Origin of the sequence: Citrobacter sp. CK199 (assembly GCF_030333285.1) — a bacterium.
Taxonomy (GTDB): Bacteria; Pseudomonadota; Gammaproteobacteria; order Enterobacterales; family Enterobacteriaceae; genus Citrobacter_B; species Citrobacter_B koseri.
Genome location: NZ_JAOWGF010000026.1, coordinates 58990 through 74870 on the forward strand (window position 1 = coordinate 58990; position 15881 = coordinate 74870).

At 55.9% G+C, this 15881-nt stretch carries 17 protein-coding genes; 2 read left to right on the top strand and 15 right to left on the bottom strand.

Going from position 1 to position 15881, the window contains the following annotated elements:
- Nucleotides 1-118 precede the first annotated feature (118 nt).
- Nucleotides 119-2686 (top strand): DNA mismatch repair protein MutS, encoded by a 2568-nt coding sequence (gene mutS, locus OGX75_RS11400; RefSeq protein ID WP_286451167.1) that lies wholly within the window; start codon nt 119-121, stop codon nt 2684-2686.
- 96 nt (nt 2687-2782) lie between these two features.
- On the opposite strand, the gene OGX75_RS11405 is transcribed toward mutS, so the two are convergent.
- Genes OGX75_RS11405 through OGX75_RS11415 form a run of 3 tightly spaced genes read right to left on the bottom strand, consistent with a single transcriptional unit; the run spans nt 2783 to nt 5050 of the window.
- A complete protein-coding gene (locus tag OGX75_RS11405) occupies nt 2783-3019 on the bottom strand; it encodes a non-oxidative hydroxyarylic acid decarboxylases subunit D (RefSeq protein ID WP_012134852.1) in 237 nt (78 codons plus the stop codon).
- A 10-nt stretch (nt 3020-3029) separates the two neighbouring features.
- Nucleotides 3030-4457: a non-oxidative hydroxyarylic acid decarboxylases subunit C gene (locus tag OGX75_RS11410; protein WP_071257925.1), complete on the bottom strand. Its 1428-nt coding sequence runs from the start codon at nt 4455-4457 to the stop codon at nt 3030-3032.
- On the bottom strand, nt 4457-5050 hold the full coding sequence (locus OGX75_RS11415) for a non-oxidative hydroxyarylic acid decarboxylases subunit B (RefSeq protein WP_071257924.1): 594 nt from the start codon (nt 5048-5050) through the stop codon (nt 4457-4459). Before OGX75_RS11415 ends, OGX75_RS11410 begins: the two co-directional genes overlap by 1 nt.
- A gap of 167 nt (nt 5051-5217) precedes the next feature.
- On the opposite strand from OGX75_RS11415, the gene OGX75_RS11420 reads away from it, so the two are divergent.
- Entirely contained in the window at nt 5218-5622 is a 405-nt protein-coding gene (locus tag OGX75_RS11420; RefSeq protein ID WP_071257923.1) for a MarR family winged helix-turn-helix transcriptional regulator, read from the top strand.
- Nucleotides 5623-5772: 150 nt separating this feature from the next.
- Here the strand turns inward: OGX75_RS11420 and rpoS are convergent, their stop codons facing one another.
- From rpoS to cysD, 12 genes are all read right to left on the bottom strand, one after another.
- Nucleotides 5773-6765 (bottom strand): RNA polymerase sigma factor RpoS, encoded by a 993-nt coding sequence (gene rpoS / locus OGX75_RS11425; RefSeq protein ID WP_000081498.1) that lies wholly within the window; start codon nt 6763-6765, stop codon nt 5773-5775.
- A gap of 62 nt (nt 6766-6827) precedes the next feature.
- A complete protein-coding gene (gene nlpD, locus OGX75_RS11430) occupies nt 6828-7955 on the bottom strand; it encodes a murein hydrolase activator NlpD (RefSeq protein ID WP_104868264.1) in 1128 nt (375 codons plus the stop codon).
- A gap of 138 nt (nt 7956-8093) precedes the next feature.
- The gene (pcm, locus tag OGX75_RS11435) at nt 8094-8720 is read right to left on the bottom strand and encodes a protein-L-isoaspartate O-methyltransferase (protein WP_012134859.1); all 627 of its coding nucleotides are present in this window, start codon (nt 8718-8720) and stop codon (nt 8094-8096) included.
- Entirely contained in the window at nt 8714-9475 is a 762-nt protein-coding gene (gene surE / locus OGX75_RS11440; protein ID WP_012134860.1) for a 5'/3'-nucleotidase SurE, read from the bottom strand. Before surE ends, pcm begins: the two co-directional genes overlap by 7 nt.
- A complete protein-coding gene (truD, locus tag OGX75_RS11445; RefSeq protein ID WP_286451156.1) occupies nt 9456-10505 on the bottom strand; it encodes a tRNA pseudouridine(13) synthase TruD in 1050 nt (349 codons plus the stop codon). The genes surE and truD overlap by 20 nt, the downstream gene beginning before the upstream one ends.
- A complete protein-coding gene (ispF, locus tag OGX75_RS11450) occupies nt 10502-10981 on the bottom strand; it encodes a 2-C-methyl-D-erythritol 2,4-cyclodiphosphate synthase (protein WP_012134862.1) in 480 nt (159 codons plus the stop codon). The genes truD and ispF overlap by 4 nt, the downstream gene beginning before the upstream one ends.
- Before the next feature lie 139 nt (nt 10982-11120).
- On the bottom strand, nt 11121-11816 hold the full coding sequence (gene ispD, locus OGX75_RS11455; protein ID WP_058668016.1) for a 2-C-methyl-D-erythritol 4-phosphate cytidylyltransferase: 696 nt from the start codon (nt 11814-11816) through the stop codon (nt 11121-11123).
- 18 nt (nt 11817-11834) lie between these two features.
- Nucleotides 11835-12146 carry a cell division protein FtsB gene (gene ftsB, locus OGX75_RS11460; RefSeq protein ID WP_012134864.1) on the bottom strand — a complete coding sequence of 104 codons (312 nt, stop codon included), beginning with the start codon at nt 12144-12146 and terminating at the stop codon, nt 11835-11837.
- Between the two features lie 201 nt (nt 12147-12347).
- Nucleotides 12348-12671 carry a DUF3561 family protein gene (locus tag OGX75_RS11465; protein WP_012134865.1) on the bottom strand — a complete coding sequence of 108 codons (324 nt, stop codon included), beginning with the start codon at nt 12669-12671 and terminating at the stop codon, nt 12348-12350.
- A gap of 49 nt (nt 12672-12720) precedes the next feature.
- Nucleotides 12721-13326 carry an adenylyl-sulfate kinase gene (gene cysC / locus OGX75_RS11470; protein ID WP_012134866.1) on the bottom strand — a complete coding sequence of 202 codons (606 nt, stop codon included), beginning with the start codon at nt 13324-13326 and terminating at the stop codon, nt 12721-12723.
- Nucleotides 13326-14753: a sulfate adenylyltransferase subunit CysN gene (gene cysN, locus OGX75_RS11475; RefSeq protein WP_134769114.1), complete on the bottom strand. Its 1428-nt coding sequence runs from the start codon at nt 14751-14753 to the stop codon at nt 13326-13328. The genes cysC and cysN overlap by 1 nt, the downstream gene beginning before the upstream one ends.
- A 9-nt stretch (nt 14754-14762) precedes the next feature.
- A complete protein-coding gene (gene cysD, locus OGX75_RS11480; protein ID WP_012134868.1) occupies nt 14763-15671 on the bottom strand; it encodes a sulfate adenylyltransferase subunit CysD in 909 nt (302 codons plus the stop codon).
- Between the last annotated feature and the right edge of the window lie 210 nt (nt 15672-15881).

A 15881-nucleotide genomic window follows, 5' to 3' on the forward strand; every position in this document is an offset into this window, starting at 1 on the left:
ACCTATCACATTCTAGGCTACAAGTGAGCTACAAATTTATGGGTTTATGTGGGTTTAAAGGGGATTTACCTGGGGCCACATGAGCACCTGAAAGAATTAAAAAATGAGTAAAATCAATATGAATGAAGACATTGACAAGGACTTCTCTAGCCATACACCCATGATGCAGCAGTATCTCAAGCTGAAAGCCCAGCACCCGGAGATCCTGCTGTTTTACCGCATGGGCGATTTTTACGAACTGTTTTACGACGATGCACGCCGCGCCTCGCAATTACTCGATATTTCGCTGACCAAACGCGGCGCATCGGCGGGCGAACCGATTCCGATGGCGGGCATCCCGCATCACGCCGTCGAAAACTACCTTGCGAAGCTGGTCAATCAAGGGGAGTCCGTCGCAATCTGTGAACAGATTGGCGATCCGGCCACCAGCAAAGGCCCGGTTGAACGTAAGGTCGTGCGCATCGTTACGCCTGGCACTATCAGCGATGAAGCGCTGTTGCAGGAGCGCCAGGACAACCTGCTGGCCGCCATCTGGCAGGACAGCAAAGGCTACGGTTACGCCACGCTGGACATCAGCTCCGGGCGTTTTCGCTTAAGCGAACCGGTTGACCGTGAAACGATGGCCGCAGAATTACAGCGCACTAACCCGGCAGAACTACTATACGCCGAAGATTTTGCCGAAATGGCGCTGATCGACGGCCGCCGTGGTTTACGCCGTCGCCCGCTGTGGGAATTTGAAATCGATACCGCTCGCCAGCAGCTAAACCTGCAATTTGGTACGCGGGACCTGATCGGCTTTGGTGTAGAGAACGCACCACGCGGACTGTGCGCCGCAGGCTGTCTGTTGCAGTACGTCAAAGACACCCAGCGCACTTCACTGCCGCACATTCGCTCCATTACGATGGAACGCCAGCAGGACAGCATCATTATGGATGCCGCCACGCGCCGCAACCTGGAGATCACCCAGAACCTGGCGGGCGGCGTGGACAATACGCTGGCTTCGGTGCTCGACTGCACCGTCACGCCAATGGGCAGCCGTATGCTCAAACGCTGGCTGCATATGCCGGTGCGCGACACGAAAACCCTGATCGAACGTCAGCAGACCATTGGCGCGTTGCAGGATGTGACCAGTGAATTGCAACCGGTGCTGCGTCAGGTGGGCGACCTGGAGCGTATCCTCGCCCGTCTGGCCTTGCGTACCGCCCGACCACGCGATCTCGCCCGTATGCGTCACGCCTTCCAGCAGTTACCGGAACTGCGCGCACAGCTTGAAACCGTAACCAGCGCCCCCGTGCAGAACCTGCGCGAGAAAATGGGCGAGTTTACCGAACTGCGCGATCTGCTGGAACGCGCCATTATCGACGCGCCGCCGGTTCTGGTGCGCGACGGCGGCGTTATTGCGCCGGGCTACAACGAAGAGCTGGACGAATGGCGCGCGCTGGCTGACGGGGCGACCGACTATCTCGATCGTCTGGAAATCCGCGAGCGTGAACGTACCGGGCTGGATACGCTGAAAGTCGGCTTTAACGCCGTACACGGTTATTACATCCAGATCAGCCGTGGGCAAAGCCACCTGGCGCCCATTAACTACGTCCGCCGCCAGACGCTGAAAAACGCCGAGCGCTACATTATTCCCGAGCTGAAAGAGTACGAAGACAAAGTTCTGACCTCTAAAGGCAAAGCGCTGGCGCTGGAAAAACAGCTTTATGACGAACTGTTCGATCTGCTGCTCCCTCACCTGGCAGAGCTGCAACAGAGCGCCAATGCGCTGGCTGAGCTGGACGTGCTGGTCAACCTGGCTGAACGCGCGTATACGCTGAATTATACCTGTCCGACCTTTAGCGATAAGCCCGGCATTCGGATTACCGAAGGTCGCCATCCGGTTGTCGAGCAGGTGCTGAACGAGCCGTTTATCGCCAACCCGCTGAACCTTTCCCCACAGCGCCGGATGCTGATTATCACCGGGCCGAACATGGGGGGTAAAAGCACCTATATGCGTCAGACCGCGCTGATTGCGCTGCTGGCGTATATTGGCAGCTACGTGCCAGCGCAAAGCGTTGAGATTGGCCCGATCGACCGCATCTTTACCCGCGTAGGCGCGGCGGACGATCTGGCTTCCGGTCGTTCAACCTTCATGGTTGAGATGACCGAAACCGCCAATATTTTGCACAACGCGACCGAAAACAGTCTGGTTTTGATGGACGAAATCGGGCGCGGCACATCGACCTATGACGGCCTGTCGCTGGCGTGGGCGTGTGCGGAAAATCTGGCGAATAAGATCAAAGCGCTGACGCTGTTCGCCACCCACTACTTCGAACTGACGCAGTTGCCGGAGAAAATGGAAGGCGTCGCGAATGTGCATCTGGACGCGCTGGAACACGGCGATACCATCGCCTTTATGCACAGCGTGCAGGACGGGGCGGCAAGCAAGAGTTACGGTCTGGCGGTAGCTGCGCTGGCGGGCGTGCCGAAAGAGGTGATCAAACGCGCGCGGCAAAAGCTGCGCGAGCTGGAAAGCCTCTCGCCGAATGCCGCCGCGACCCAGGTGGATGGTACGCAGATGTCGCTGCTGTCGGTTGCGGAAGAGACCTCTCCTGCCGTTGAAGCGCTGGAGAACCTCGACCCTGACTCTCTGACGCCACGCCAGGCGCTGGAGTGGATCTACCGGTTGAAGAGTCTGGTGTAAATCAGAAACGCCCGGTGGCGCTACGCTTACCGGGCCTACAAGAAGCATCGCAATACGTAGGCCGGATAAGGCGTCAGCCGCCATCCGGCTTTTTTATTAACGCTTATCTTCCGCCAGCAGCGGTGGAATGCCCGGCACCATCGGCGCTTGATCAATATCTTTCTGCGTCATGCGAAACGCTTGCGGATAATGTTCACGGCTGGTACGGCGTAGCGGCTCGGTATCACGCCAGGTGTACAGACAATGCTGGCACTGATACACCGTCCAGATCCCTTTGACCGGAGAGGTCGCCATCAATTCAATATGTTCATCAGCGCAACGTGGACAAATCATCTGCTACTCCTTATTTACGGTTGGCCAGCATGGCAGTCAGCTTTTCAGCCCAGGCTTTGGTTTCTGGTAAATCACATACCGGCTGGCTGTAGTGGCCGCGATTATCCGGCGCAACCGGCGTTGTGGCGTCGATGATCAGTTTGTCAGTGATCCCCGCCGGGCTTGAGCCTGGGTCCAGTTCCAGTACCGACATGTTCGGCAGCTGCACCAGATCGCCTGCCGGGTTGACCTTCGACGACAGCGCCCACATCACCTGCGGCAGGTTGAACGGATCGACATCCTCATCAACCATAATCACCATCTTCACGTAGCCCAGACCGTGCGGCGTGGTCATTGCCCGCAGGCCGACTGCGCGGGCAAATCCGCCGTAGCGTTTTTTGGTCGAGATAATCGCCAGCAGACCGTGGGTATACATGGCGTTAACCGCCTGCACTTCCGGGAATTCCGCTTTCAACTGCTGATACAGCGGCACACAGGTCGCTGGCCCCATCAGGTAGTCGATTTCAGTCCACGGCATCCCGAGGTAGAGCGATTCAAAAATCGGTTTAGTGCGATAAGACACTTTGTCGATGCGCACCACCGTCATATTGCGCCCACCAGAATAGTGGCCGGTAAACTCGCCAAACGGCCCTTCAATTTCACGCTTACGGCTTTCGATCACCCCTTCAAGGATCACTTCTGAGCCCCACGGCACATCAAAGCCGGTCAGCGGTGCGGTGGCGATCGGGTATGGGCTTTCGCGCAGCGCGCCCGCCATTTCATACTCAGACTGATCGTATTTCAGCGGAGTGGCGCCCATCAGAGTGATGATCGGATCGTTACCGAGCGTAATAGCAATCGGCAGATCTTCGCCACGCTCTTCCGCCTTATGCAGATGCAGCGCGATATCGTGCATTGGCACCGGTTGCAGGCCCAGCTTACGCTTGCCTTTCACTTCCATCCGGTAGATACCCACATTCTGCTTGCCGAAGTGATCCGGGTCGAGCGGATCGCGGGAGACGACACAGGCTTTATCCAGATAGAAGCCGCCATCGCCATCGTTGAGGCGAAACAGCGGCAGAATATCAAACAGGTTGATCGCCTCGCCATCAACGGTGTTTTCCGCCCACGCCGGGTTGACACGGCGCTCGGGGGCGACGGGGAACGTGTCCCAGCGGCGGATAAATTCATCAATTTGCTTTTTTACTGGCGTATTAGGCGGCAAGCCTAAAGAGATGGCATGGTTCTGCCAGGAACCAATGGTGTTCATCGCCACGCGCGCATCCGTGAAGCCACGGATATTGTCGAACCACAGCGCCGGCGCGCCGTCGCCAATGCGCCCGGTTGCGTTAGCCGCAGCAGCCAGATCCGGCTCTGCATTCACTTCTTCACTGATTTTCAGCAGTTGCCCCTGCTCGTCGAGCGCCTGCAAAAAGCTGCGTAAGTCATCAAATGCCATTATTCATTCTCCTGTGAAAAATTCTGCGCCTGCTGCAACCCCTGCCAGCGCCGGGCACGCGGATGCTCCAGACCAAACTGATCCAGCACACGCGCCACAATATGCTGCGTAATATCATCAATAGTTTGCGGATGGTTGTAGAAAGCAGGCATGGGCGGCACCATCGCGACCCCCATGCGGGAAAGGGCGAGCATGTTTTCCAGATGGATCGTGCTGAGCGGCATTTCACGCGGCACCAGCACCAGTTTGCGCCCTTCTTTCAGCACCACGTCGGCGGCACGGCCAACTAACCCCTCGGCATATCCTGCGCGAATCCCCGCCAGCGTTTTCATACTGCAAGGAATAATGATCATGCCGTCGGTGCGAAATGAGCCGGAAGAGATCGTCGCCGCCTGATCCGCCGGGTTATGGCAGTAATCAGCCAGTCCGGCAACATCTCGCGCACTGTAAGGCGTTTCCAGCTCAATGGTCGTTTTGGCCCACTTAGACATTACCAGGTGTGTTTCTACTGTCGGCATTTGCCGCAGCGCCTGTAGCAGCGCAATGCCTAGCGGCGCCCCCGTTGCGCCGGTCATCCCCACAATCAGTCTCATCCATCACTCCATTTTGTTCGTACACGAACGTTTTGGATAAAATACGCTACCCGGAATACCTGGACAAGCTTCATTCCCCATAGCCGCACGGAGAGCTAAAAGATTGAGCATTATAAAAATTGCTACAACCCGTTATGATAGCAACAGATATTTTGCCAGGAGCGCACATGGAGTTACGAAACACAGCGTTTCATCTGTTACGTCAGCTTTTTCAACAGCATACGTCCCGCTGGCAGCACGAATTACCGGAACTGACCAAGCCACAGTATGCGGTAATGCGCGCTATTGCTGAGCATCCAGGCATTGAGCAGATTGCCCTAATGGAGGCGGCGGTCAGTACAAAAGCGACGCTGGCGGAGATGCTAAGCCGAATGGAAAGCCGGGGACTGGTGACGCGGGAAAGCGATCCACAAGATAAACGCCGCCGCTTTGTTTATCTTACTGGCGAAGGAGAAACGCTGCTGACCAGCGCCATGCCGTTGGGGGATCGTGTGGATGATGAATTTTTAGGGCGCCTGAGCGACGATGAGCGCAAACAGTTCACGCAGCTGGTGCGCAAGATGATGGGGTAAAGTCAGCCTGGGATATTTTTGTCGGCCCGATAAGCAAAGCGCCATCGGGCAATAAGTGCCGGATGACGGCTACGCCTTATCTGGCCTACGAATTGACGGCCAAAGAAAAAGGCCAGTCTCACGACTGGCCTTTTTTTGACGAATAATCACTTACTCACGGAACAGCGCTTCGATATTCAGCCCCTGAGTCTGCAAAATTTCGCGCAGACGACGCAGGCCTTCAACCTGAATCTGACGAACACGTTCACGGGTGAGACCAATTTCACGCCCCACATCTTCCAGTGTCGCCGCTTCATACCCCAGCAGACCGAAACGACGTGCCAGCACTTCACGCTGTTTGGCGTTCAGTTCGAACAGCCACTTGACGATACTCTGTTTCATATCATCATCTTGCGTGGTGTCTTCCGGGCCGTTCTCTTTTTCATCGGCCAGGATATCCAGCAACGCTTTTTCGGAATCACCACCCAACGGGGTGTCTACCGAGGTTATGCGCTCGTTGAGACGAAGCATACGGCTGACGTCATCAACCGGTTTATCCAGTTGCTCTGCTATCTCTTCCGCGCTCGGTTCGTGGTCCAGTTTATGCGACAACTCTCGTGCGGTACGCAGATAGACGTTCAGCTCTTTAACAATGTGAATCGGCAGTCGAATCGTACGGGTTTGGTTCATAATGGCCCGTTCGATCGTCTGGCGAATCCACCAGGTAGCGTATGTTGAGAAACGGAACCCACGTTCAGGGTCAAACTTCTCGACGGCACGGATAAGCCCCAGATTGCCCTCTTCAATCAGGTCCAGCAACGCCAGTCCACGATTGCCATAACGGCGGGCAATTTTTACCACCAGACGCAAGTTACTCTCAATCATGCGACGGCGAGAGGCAACATCTCCACGCAGTGCGCGACGCGCAAAATAAACTTCTTCTTCGGCCGTTAACAGTGGCGAATAACCAATCTCACCAAGGTAAAGCTGAGTCGCGTCCAACACACGCTGTGTGGCCCCTTGCGATAACAGCTCCTCTTCAGCCAGGTCGTTATCACTGGGTTCCTCTTCACTCAAGGCTTTTTCGTCAAAAGCCTCTACTCCGTTCTCATCAAATTCCGCGTCTTCATTTAAATCATGAACTTTCAGCGTATTCTGACTCATAAGGTGGCTCCTACCCGTGATCCCTGGACGGAACTAGCAAGTGCAAGCCTGGTTCCGCCGAATTATCGCTGCGGTAAATAGCGCAGCGGGTTTACGGATTTCCCCTTGTAACGAATTTCAAAATGCAAGCGTGTAGAACTGGTTCCGGTGCTACCCATGGTAGCGATTTTTTGCCCCGCCTTAACTTCTTGTTGTTCCCGGACCAGCATCGTATCGTTATGGGCGTAGGCACTCAGGTAATCATCGTTGTGTTTGATGATAATAAGATTACCGTAACCGCGCAGCGCGTTACCGGCATATACGACGCGTCCATCTGCGGTCGCGACAATAGCCTGTCCTTTACTGCCTGCAATGTCGATCCCTTTGTTGCCACCTTCAGTAGCCGCGAAGTTTTCGATCACTTTGCCCTCAGTCGGCCAGCGCCATGTGGAGATTGGCGAACTGGTTGACGTACTGCTTGCAGTCGGTTCGGTTGTGCTCGCTGTTGGTGCCGTTACAGGCGCTGTGACCACGGTCCCAGCAGGCTTGTTGTTCGGCAACATTTTATTAGCACTTTGTTCACCTGAATCCTCAGAATACGTAATTGTCGGTTTCGACGCAACTACAACGGTGGAATTTTGTGCAGGTTTGGTCACAACTCCTTGCTCAACTGCATCCGCCTGCGTAATCGCGTTGCCGCCGGTAATTGGCGTGCCTGAGGCATTGCCGACCTGGAGCGTTTGCCCCACATTCAGGCCGTATGGGGCCGGAACGTTGTTACGCTGAGCAAGGTCGCGGAAATCGTTCCCGGTGATCCAGGCGATATAAAAAAGCGTGTCGCCTTTTTTAACGGTGTATGTGCTGCCGCCGGTGTAGCTGCCTTTCGGAATGTTCCCATACTGGCGGTTGTACACGATACGGCCATTTTCCATTTGCACAGGCTGCTCAGCGACCGGCTGGATCTGCCGGGACTGGGCAACCGGTTGAACAGGCTGCACGGGCTGAATCTGCGGCGTTTGTTGCGCCGTTGTCCCCATTTTGGGCGGCGGCGTGATCAGCATCCCGGAGCTGGTGCTCGACGGGGTATTACCATTAACTGAGCTTACCGGCGCAGGAGGATTCGAAGAATTGGAACAACCTGCCAGCCATAGCGAAACCAGCGACAATGCCGCAATGCGGCTAACGGTGAATTTTGGGCTTCCCGCGCTCATTTATCCCCCAGGAAAAATTTGGTTAACAACCAGTGACGTAATAACCGTGCAAGGCATCGGCCTGGACGCTGGAAACGTCCCCACAATACGCTTACCCTTTATAAAATAACCAGGAAAAATCCGGGTATTAAAGGATGCTTAAGCGAGTTCGCCTTTCACTAAAGGCACAAAGCGGACGGCCTCCACGGTATCGATAATAAATTCGCCTCCCCGGCGACGCACCCGTTTCAAGAACTGATGCTCCTCACCCACGGGTAAAACGAGAATCCCGCCTTCATCCAGTTGCGTCATTAACGCCGTCGGAATTTCCGGCGGAGCTGCCGTCACGATGATGGCGTCAAACGGGGCACGAGCCTGCCAACCTTGCCATCCATCGCCATGACGAGTTGAAACATTGTGTAAATCAAGCTGTTTCAGGCGACGACGCGCCTGCCATTGCAGCCCTTTAATGCGCTCCACCGAGCACACATGCTGTACCAGATGCGCGAGAATCGCCGTCTGATACCCGGAGCCAGTGCCGATCTCCAGCACTCTGGATTGCGGCGTCAGCTCAAGCAATTCTGTCATTCGCGCCACCATATAGGGCTGCGAAATGGTCTGCCCCTGGCCAATCGGCAAAGCGATATTGTCCCAGGCTTTATGTTCAAACGCTTCATCAATGAATTTTTCACGCGGGACGGCGGCAAGCGCATCCAGCACTTGCTCATCTTTGATGCCCTGAGCGCGCAATTGTTCAAGAAGAGTGTGTACGCGTCTGCTTACCATTGCGCGTCAACTCCCACGCTGTCTAACCAGTCCGAAACCACATCATGCGCGCTATACGCCGTTAAATCCACATGCAGCGGGGTAACGGAGACATAGCCCTCATCCACCGCCGCAAAATCGGTGTCCGGCCCGGCGTCGCATTTGCCGCCCGGCGGGCCGATCCAATACAGCGTGTTGCCGCGCGGGTCCTGCTGTGGAATAACCTGATCGGCCGGATGGCGGCTGCCGCAGCGGGTTACGCGAATGCCTTTGATTTGATCCAGCGGCAGATCCGGGACATTGATATTCAGAATGCGTCCGGTACGCAGCGGCTCCCGACGTAATGCACGCAAAATAGAGCAGGTTACCGCTGCCGCCGTCTCATAGTGCTGATGACCGTCAAGCGATACCGCCAGCGCGGGAAAACCCAGGTGACGGCCCTCCATCGCTGCGGCGACGGTCCCGGAATAGATGACATCATCGCCCAGATTAGGGCCCGCGTTAATGCCTGAAACCACAATATCCGGGCGCGGACGCATCAGCGCGTTCACGCCCAGGTAGACGCAGTCGGTCGGTGTGCCCATCTGCACGGCGATATCGCCGTTATCAAAGGTAAAGGTACGAAGCGAGGATTCCAGCGTCAGCGAGTTTGACGCGCCACTGCGGTTACGATCCGGGGCGACGACCTGTACGTCAGCAAACTCACGCAGCGCTTTCGCCAGCGTTTGTATACCGGGCGCGTGGACCCCATCATCGTTACTCAGCAATATGCGCATAATCACCCATTGTGTTAATCAGTTCCCTTACGACGCTGGTGGCGAAACTGCCTGCCGGTAGCCAGAAGCGCAGTTCAACGGTGACGTCATCCCACCAGTTCCAGCGTAATTGTTGCGGATAGAGCAGCATCGCCCTGCGCGCCGCTTCAACCTTTTCGCGCAGCAGTAACGATTGCAGTTCACTCTCATCCGCAATGGCAGCCTCTTCAAACGCCAGCGCGTCGCGCAGGGTTCCCCACTCGCCGCTACCGGGAAGCGCCGCCGTAATCATCAGTTCTTTTTCATCAACGCGACGCTGCAATTCCGCCTGTTCTTCCTGCGTGGCCACAAACCAGCTCCCGCGCCCCGCTAATTGTAGCGCATCGCCATCAACAACTTGATTAAAGTCTGGTTTTTTCACGCGTTCGTTGACGATCTGATTAAACAACGCACTGCGGGCCGCCGACAACCAAAAACTGCGTTTATTGCGATCGCGCACCGGCGCATTGCTTTGCGCCCAGCGCAGCGCGCCTTGCAGGTTGCTGCCGCCAATGCCGAATCGCTGCGCGCCAAAATAGTTTGGTACGCCGCGCGTATTGATGGCCTGTAGCCGGGCTTCGACATCATCACGATGGCTGACTTCACGCAGCACCAGCGTAAACGCGTTGCCCTTCAGCGCGCCTAAACGCAGCTTACGTTTGTGACGCGCGTACTCCAGCACTTTACAGCCTTCAATCTGGAATGTGCTCAGGTCTGGCATCTCTTTGCCCGGCACGCGCGCGCACAGCCACTGTTCAGTGACGGCATGCTTGTCTTTCTGCCCGGCAAAGCTCACTTCACGGGCATGAATTTTAAGGAATTTCGCCAGCGCATCGGCCACAAAACGGGTGTTACAACCGTTTTTCAGAATGCGAACCAGAATATGTTCGCCTTCGCCATCTGGCTCAAAACCTAAATCTTCAACCACCACAAAATCTTCCGGGTTCGCTTTAAGCAGCCCGGTGCCCTGCGGCTTTCCGTGGAGGTACGTCAGGTTTTCAAACTCGGTCATTTCGCGGCCTTAATCAGTAGCGCCACCGCTTCGCAGGCAATCCCTTCCCCACGCCCGGTGAACCCGAGTTTCTCCGTGGTGGTCGCCTTAACGTTGACATCATCCATATGACAACCAAGATCTTCCGCGATAAACACGCGCATTTGCGGGATATGCGGCAGCATCTTCGGCGCCTGGGCGATAATGGTCACGTCCACGTTACCAAGGGTATAGCCTTTGGCCTGAATACGTCGCCATGCTTCCCGCAGCAATTCGCGGCTGTCCGCGCCTTTAAAGGCCGGATCGGTATCCGGGAAAAGTTTGCCGATATCGCCAAGCGCCGCCGCGCCGAGCAGCGCATCGGTCAGCGCATGCAGCGCCACGTCTCCATCAGAATGCGCCAGCAGCCCTTTGTCATACGGGATGCGCACGCCACCAATGATAATTGGGCCTTCTCCGCCAAAAGCGTGTACGTCAAAACCGTGTCCGATTCGCATTATGCATTCTCCTGATATACACATCATCCTTCAAGCTGCCTCTTTGTTAGCTGCCTTTGTTCACCCCAGTCACTTACTTATGTAAGCTCCCGGGGATGCACTCAGTTGCCGCCTCGATGCAGCCTGAATGATTTTGTGTCTAGATTGTTCGGGTCAGATAAAATTCCGCAAGCGCCAGATCTTCCGGGCGGGTGACTTTTATATTATCAGCCCGGCCTTCAACCAGTTGGGGATGAAAACCGCAATACTCCAGCGCGGACGCCTCATCGGTAATGGTCGCGCCTTCGTTCAGCGCACGGCTCAGGCAATCGTGCAGCAGCTCGCGTGGGAAGAATTGCGGCGTTAACGCGTGCCACAGGTCGGTACGCTCTACGGTATGCGCAATAGCGGTTTTACCCGGCTCGGCGCGTTTCATGGTGTCGCGTACCGGAGCGGCGAGGATTCCGCCCGTGCGGCTGGTTTCGCTAAGCGAGAGCAGGCGCGCCAGGTCATCCTGATGCAGACAAGGCCGGGCGGCGTCATGCACCAGCACCCACTGCGCGTCACCGGCCGCCCGTAAGCCTGCCAGTACAGAATCGGCGCGTTCGTCGCCCCCGTCCACGACGGTGACCTGCGGATGTTGCGCCAGAGGAAGTTCGGCGAAGCGGCTGTCGCCAGGGCTGATTGCGATAACGACGCGCGTCACCCGGGGATGCGCCAGCAGCGCATGCACCGAGTGTTCAAGAATGGTTTTATTGCCAATAGAGAGATATTGCTTAGGACATTCCGTTTGCATTCGGCGGCCAAATCCGGCAGCCGGTACCACAGCGCAAACGTCCAATAAAGTGGCTGCCATGTCATTTCCTGGGCTGATTTATCGATTAGTTTGCCCCGCAGCCTGAGCACGTTTAGACGCGTCAGGCACCAGACGGTAAAAAGTTTCGCCCGGTTTGGTCATGCTGAGTTCATTACGCGCGCGCTCCTCGATCGCTTCCTGGCCGCCATTGAGATCGTCAATTTCGGCGAAAAGCTGATCGTTACGCGCTTTAAGTTTCGCATTCGTAGCTTGCTGCGCAGCCACATCATCGTTGACGCGGCTGTAGTCATGTATGCCGTTCTTACCGAACCACAGCGAATACTGCAACCAGACCAGTAAAGTCAGCAGCAGCAGCGTTAGTTTACCCATCCTGCCCCCTGAAAAACGGCACCATCATCCCATAACTTTCCCAGAGACTCTACTCTGAGGCGGGAATGCCGCGACAACGCGGGCAAATGTACCACATTTATCCGCCGATCCGCATATCTCGTGCAGGGAGAACATAATCTTATTGTTGGTTACGGTTTGAATTATGGCCACTCTCGCCCGTCATGAAAAGGGAGGGCTGACCTACCCCAACAGCCACATGAAGAGCGCGCCAAACATCGCGCCTACCGTTAATAGCGTAGCCGTAATGCTGTAGAACAGTTTGCCGCTCATGATTGAATGCAGGGCCACGCCGACCACAACCGCAACGGGCATGAGCGCCAGGAAAAAGGGCCAGGTATAGAGGAAGAAAAACAGCGTGTTAGGGCCATAGATGAGAAAGGGAATTCCCAACGCCAGCAGCCACGAGGCAAAACCGACCACGGCGCCCGGCAGTGACCAGGTTGTGTCGTCGTCGGTCGTGAGGGCATCTGACCTTGTGATAGTAATGTTATGGCTATTACGCATATCGAATCCTGTAACCTTGACTCACCGGGCATACAAGCCCGGCGGTGTCTCAGGATCTGATAATATCGCCCTGTCTCAGTAGATCTAATAATTGGGCAACCAAATTTGTTACTAATTGTTCACCATCCAGATGAACTTCAGGCGATTCAGGCGTTTCATATACCGAATCAATGCCGGTGAAATTACGCAGTTCACCCGCCCTGGCCTTCTTGTACAACCCTTTAGGATCGCGCGCTTCACAGGTTGCCAGCGGCGTATCGACAAAAACCTCGATAAACCGCCCCTCCCCGATGCGCTCGCGCACCATCTGCCGCTCCGCGCGATGCGGCGAAATAAACGCCGTCAGCACCACCAGCCCGGCATCCACCATCAGGTTCGCAACCTCCCCCACCCGGCGGATATTCTCTTTACGGTCTGCGTCGCTAAAGCCAAGATCGCTGCACAGGCCGTGACGGACATTATCGCCATCCAGCAACCAGGTACTGATGCCCAGCTTATGCAGGGCCTCTTCCAGCGCGCCTGCAATCGTTGATTTCCCCGAACCGGAAAGTCCCGTAAACCAGACCACAGCCCCTTTATGCCCATGCAGCGCTTCACGATCTTCGCGCGTTACCGCATGGGCATGCCAGACGACGTTTTCGTCATGCAGCGCCATTACTTGCCTCCCAGCAAATCACGCGCGCCCCAGTGCGGGAAGTGGCGACGGATCAGCGCGTTCAGTTCCAGCTCAAAATCGCTGAACCCGGAAGGCGTCGCGGCGGTGTGCTCAATAGGCTCACGTACCAGCCCCGCGCCAACGGTCACGTTGGACAGCCGGTCGATGATGATTAACCCGCCAGTGACCGGGTTCTGCTGGTATGTATCCAGCACTAACGGTTCGTCAAAAGTCAGTTCGACCAGGCCGATACCGTTCAACGGCAGGCTTTCCACCTCGCGCTGGGTCAGGTTGTTGATATCAACCTGATGGCGAATGGCATCGACGCGCGCACGGGTCTTTTTACCGGCAATCTTGATGTCATAACTCTGCCCGGCCGACAGCGGTTGTTCCGCCATCCATACCACATCAACGGCGGCGCTCTGTACGGCTGGCAGGTTTTCGCCTGCATCCAGCAACAGATCGCCACGGCTGATGTCAATTTCATCTTTCAGCACCAGCGTAATCGCTTCACCGGCGTGCGCCTCTTGCAGATCGCCATCAAAGGTGACGATGCGCGCCACGTTGGATTCAACGCCGGACGGCAGAACTTTGATACGCTGCCCGACCTTCACGCTGCCGGAGGCCAGCGTTCCGGCATAACCACGGAAATCGAGGTTCGGCCGGTTCACATACTGTACCGGGAAGCGCATCGGCTGGGTGTCGACAACCCGCTGGATCTCAACCGTCTCCAGCACTTCCAGCAGCGTCGGGCCGTTGTACCACGGCATACTGGCGCTCTGGGTCGCGACGTTATCCCCTTCCAGCGCAGAGAGTGGCACAAAGCGGATGTCCAGGTTCCCCGGCAACTGCCCGGCAAACGTCAGGTAATCTTCGCGAATACGGGCGAACGTCTCCTCGCTGAACCCCACCAGATCCATCTTGTTGATCGCCACCACCAGGTGTTTAATGCCCAGCAGCGTAGAGATGAAACTGTGGCGGCGGGTCTGATCCAGCACGCCTTTGCGGGCGTCGATCAGCAGGATCGCCAGATCGCAGGTTGATGCGCCGGTCGCCATGTTACGCGTGTACTGCTCGTGCCCTGGCGTGTCGGCAATAATAAATTTGCGTTTCTCGGTCGAGAAATAGCGGTATGCCACATCAATGGTAATTCCCTGCTCGCGCTCAGCCTGCAACCCGTCGACCAGCAGCGCCAGATCGAGTTTTTCACCCTGGGTGCCATGACGCTTACTGTCGTTATGCAGCGACGAGAGCTGATCTTCATAAATCTGACGCGTATCGTGCAGCAGTCGGCCAATCAGCGTGCTTTTACCGTCATCGACGCTGCCGCAGGTCAAGAAGCGCAGCAGGCTTTTGTGTTGCTGGGCAACCATCCAGGCTTCGACGCCGCCTTCATTAGCGATTTGTTGTGCAAGTGTGGTGTTCATGGCGGCTCCTTAGAAATACCCCTGACGTTTCTTCAGCTCCATTGAGCCCGCCTGGTCGCGGTCAATCACGCGCCCCTGACGTTCACTGGTGGTCGAGACCAGCATTTCTTCAATAATTTCCGGCAGCGTCTGCGCGCTGGATTCCACCGCTCCCGTGAGCGGCCAGCAGCCGAGGGTACGGAAACGAACCATGCGTTTTTTGATCACCTCGCCGGGTTGCAGGTCAATACGATCGTCATCGATCATCATCAGCATGCCGTCGCGCTCCAGCACCGGGCGCTCAGCGGCCAGGTACAGCGGCACGATCTCGATATTTTCCAGCCAGATGTACTGCCAAATATCCTGCTCGGTCCAGTTAGAGAGCGGGAAAACGCGGATGCTTTCGCCTTTGTTAATCTGCCCGTTGTAGTTGTGCCATAGCTCCGGGCGCTGGTTTTTCGGGTCCCAGCGGTGAAAACGGTCGCGGAAGGAGTAAATACGCTCTTTGGCGCGCGACTTCTCTTCGTCGCGGCGCGCGCCACCGAACGCGGCGTCAAAGCCATATTTATCCAACGCCTGTTTCAACCCTTCGGTTTTCATAATATCGGTGTGTTTAGCGCTGCCGTGAACGAACGGGTTAATCCCCATCGCCACCCCTTCCGGGTTTTTATGCACCAGCAGTTCACAACCGTAGGCCTTCGCGGTGCGATCGCGGAATTCGTACATCTCACGAAACTTCCAGCCGGTATCAACGTGCAGCAGCGGAAACGGCAACGTACCTGGATAAAACGCTTTACGCGCCAGATGCAGCATGACGCTGGAATCTTTACCGATGGAATACATCATCACCGGATTAGAAAATTCGGCGGCCACCTCGCGAATGATATGGATGCTTTCCGCTTCCAGCTGCCGCAGGTGGGTGAGTCGTTTTTGGTCCATAACCGTTCCTTTGCAATACCGCTATTTTGCTAAACATTCAGATAACACGACTATAGGGAGCGCAGGAGAACGAATGAAATTACGAATTGGAATGAGTAGTTCCTCAAAGGAATAACGATTTGAGAAAGCAAATATCAAAAAGTGCTTAACCCACCGAATTTAGGGCATTTCAGAGCAAATGAAATTGTTTTACGGCAATCACGGTTTCAT

Excerpts from the sequence above, each read along its gene's own strand:
- cysN (WP_134769114.1), bottom strand. The coding sequence starts at position 14,753 with ATGAACACCACACTTGCACAACAAATCGCTAATGAAGGCGGCGTCGAA.
- ispF (WP_012134862.1), bottom strand. The coding sequence starts at position 10,981 with ATGCGAATCGGACACGGTTTTGACGTACACGCTTTTGGCGGAGAAGGC.
- pcm (WP_012134859.1), bottom strand. The coding sequence starts at position 8,720 with ATGGTAAGCAGACGCGTACACACTCTTCTTGAACAATTGCGCGCTCAG.
- truD (WP_286451156.1), bottom strand. The coding sequence starts at position 10,505 with ATGACCGAGTTTGAAAACCTGACGTACCTCCACGGAAAGCCGCAGGGC.
- nlpD (WP_104868264.1), bottom strand. The coding sequence starts at position 7,955 with ATGAGCGCGGGAAGCCCAAAATTCACCGTTAGCCGCATTGCGGCATTG.
- mutS (WP_286451167.1), top strand. The coding sequence starts at position 119 with ATGAATGAAGACATTGACAAGGACTTCTCTAGCCATACACCCATGATG.
- OGX75_RS11420 (WP_071257923.1), top strand. The coding sequence starts at position 5,218 with ATGGAGTTACGAAACACAGCGTTTCATCTGTTACGTCAGCTTTTTCAA.
- OGX75_RS11415 (WP_071257924.1), bottom strand. The coding sequence starts at position 5,050 with ATGAGACTGATTGTGGGGATGACCGGCGCAACGGGGGCGCCGCTAGGC.
- OGX75_RS11405 (WP_012134852.1), bottom strand. The coding sequence starts at position 3,019 with ATGATTTGTCCACGTTGCGCTGATGAACATATTGAATTGATGGCGACC.
- surE (WP_012134860.1), bottom strand. The coding sequence starts at position 9,475 with ATGCGCATATTGCTGAGTAACGATGATGGGGTCCACGCGCCCGGTATA.
- cysC (WP_012134866.1), bottom strand. The coding sequence starts at position 13,326 with ATGGCGCTGCATGACGAAAACGTCGTCTGGCATGCCCATGCGGTAACG.
- ftsB (WP_012134864.1), bottom strand. The coding sequence starts at position 12,146 with ATGGGTAAACTAACGCTGCTGCTGCTGACTTTACTGGTCTGGTTGCAG.
- cysD (WP_012134868.1), bottom strand. The coding sequence starts at position 15,671 with ATGGACCAAAAACGACTCACCCACCTGCGGCAGCTGGAAGCGGAAAGC.
- rpoS (WP_000081498.1), bottom strand. The coding sequence starts at position 6,765 with ATGAGTCAGAATACGCTGAAAGTTCATGATTTAAATGAAGACGCGGAA.
- OGX75_RS11465 (WP_012134865.1), bottom strand. The coding sequence starts at position 12,671 with ATGCGTAATAGCCATAACATTACTATCACAAGGTCAGATGCCCTCACG.
- OGX75_RS11410 (WP_071257925.1), bottom strand. The coding sequence starts at position 4,457 with ATGGCATTTGATGACTTACGCAGCTTTTTGCAGGCGCTCGACGAGCAG.
- ispD (WP_058668016.1), bottom strand. The coding sequence starts at position 11,816 with ATGGCAGCCACTTTATTGGACGTTTGCGCTGTGGTACCGGCTGCCGGA.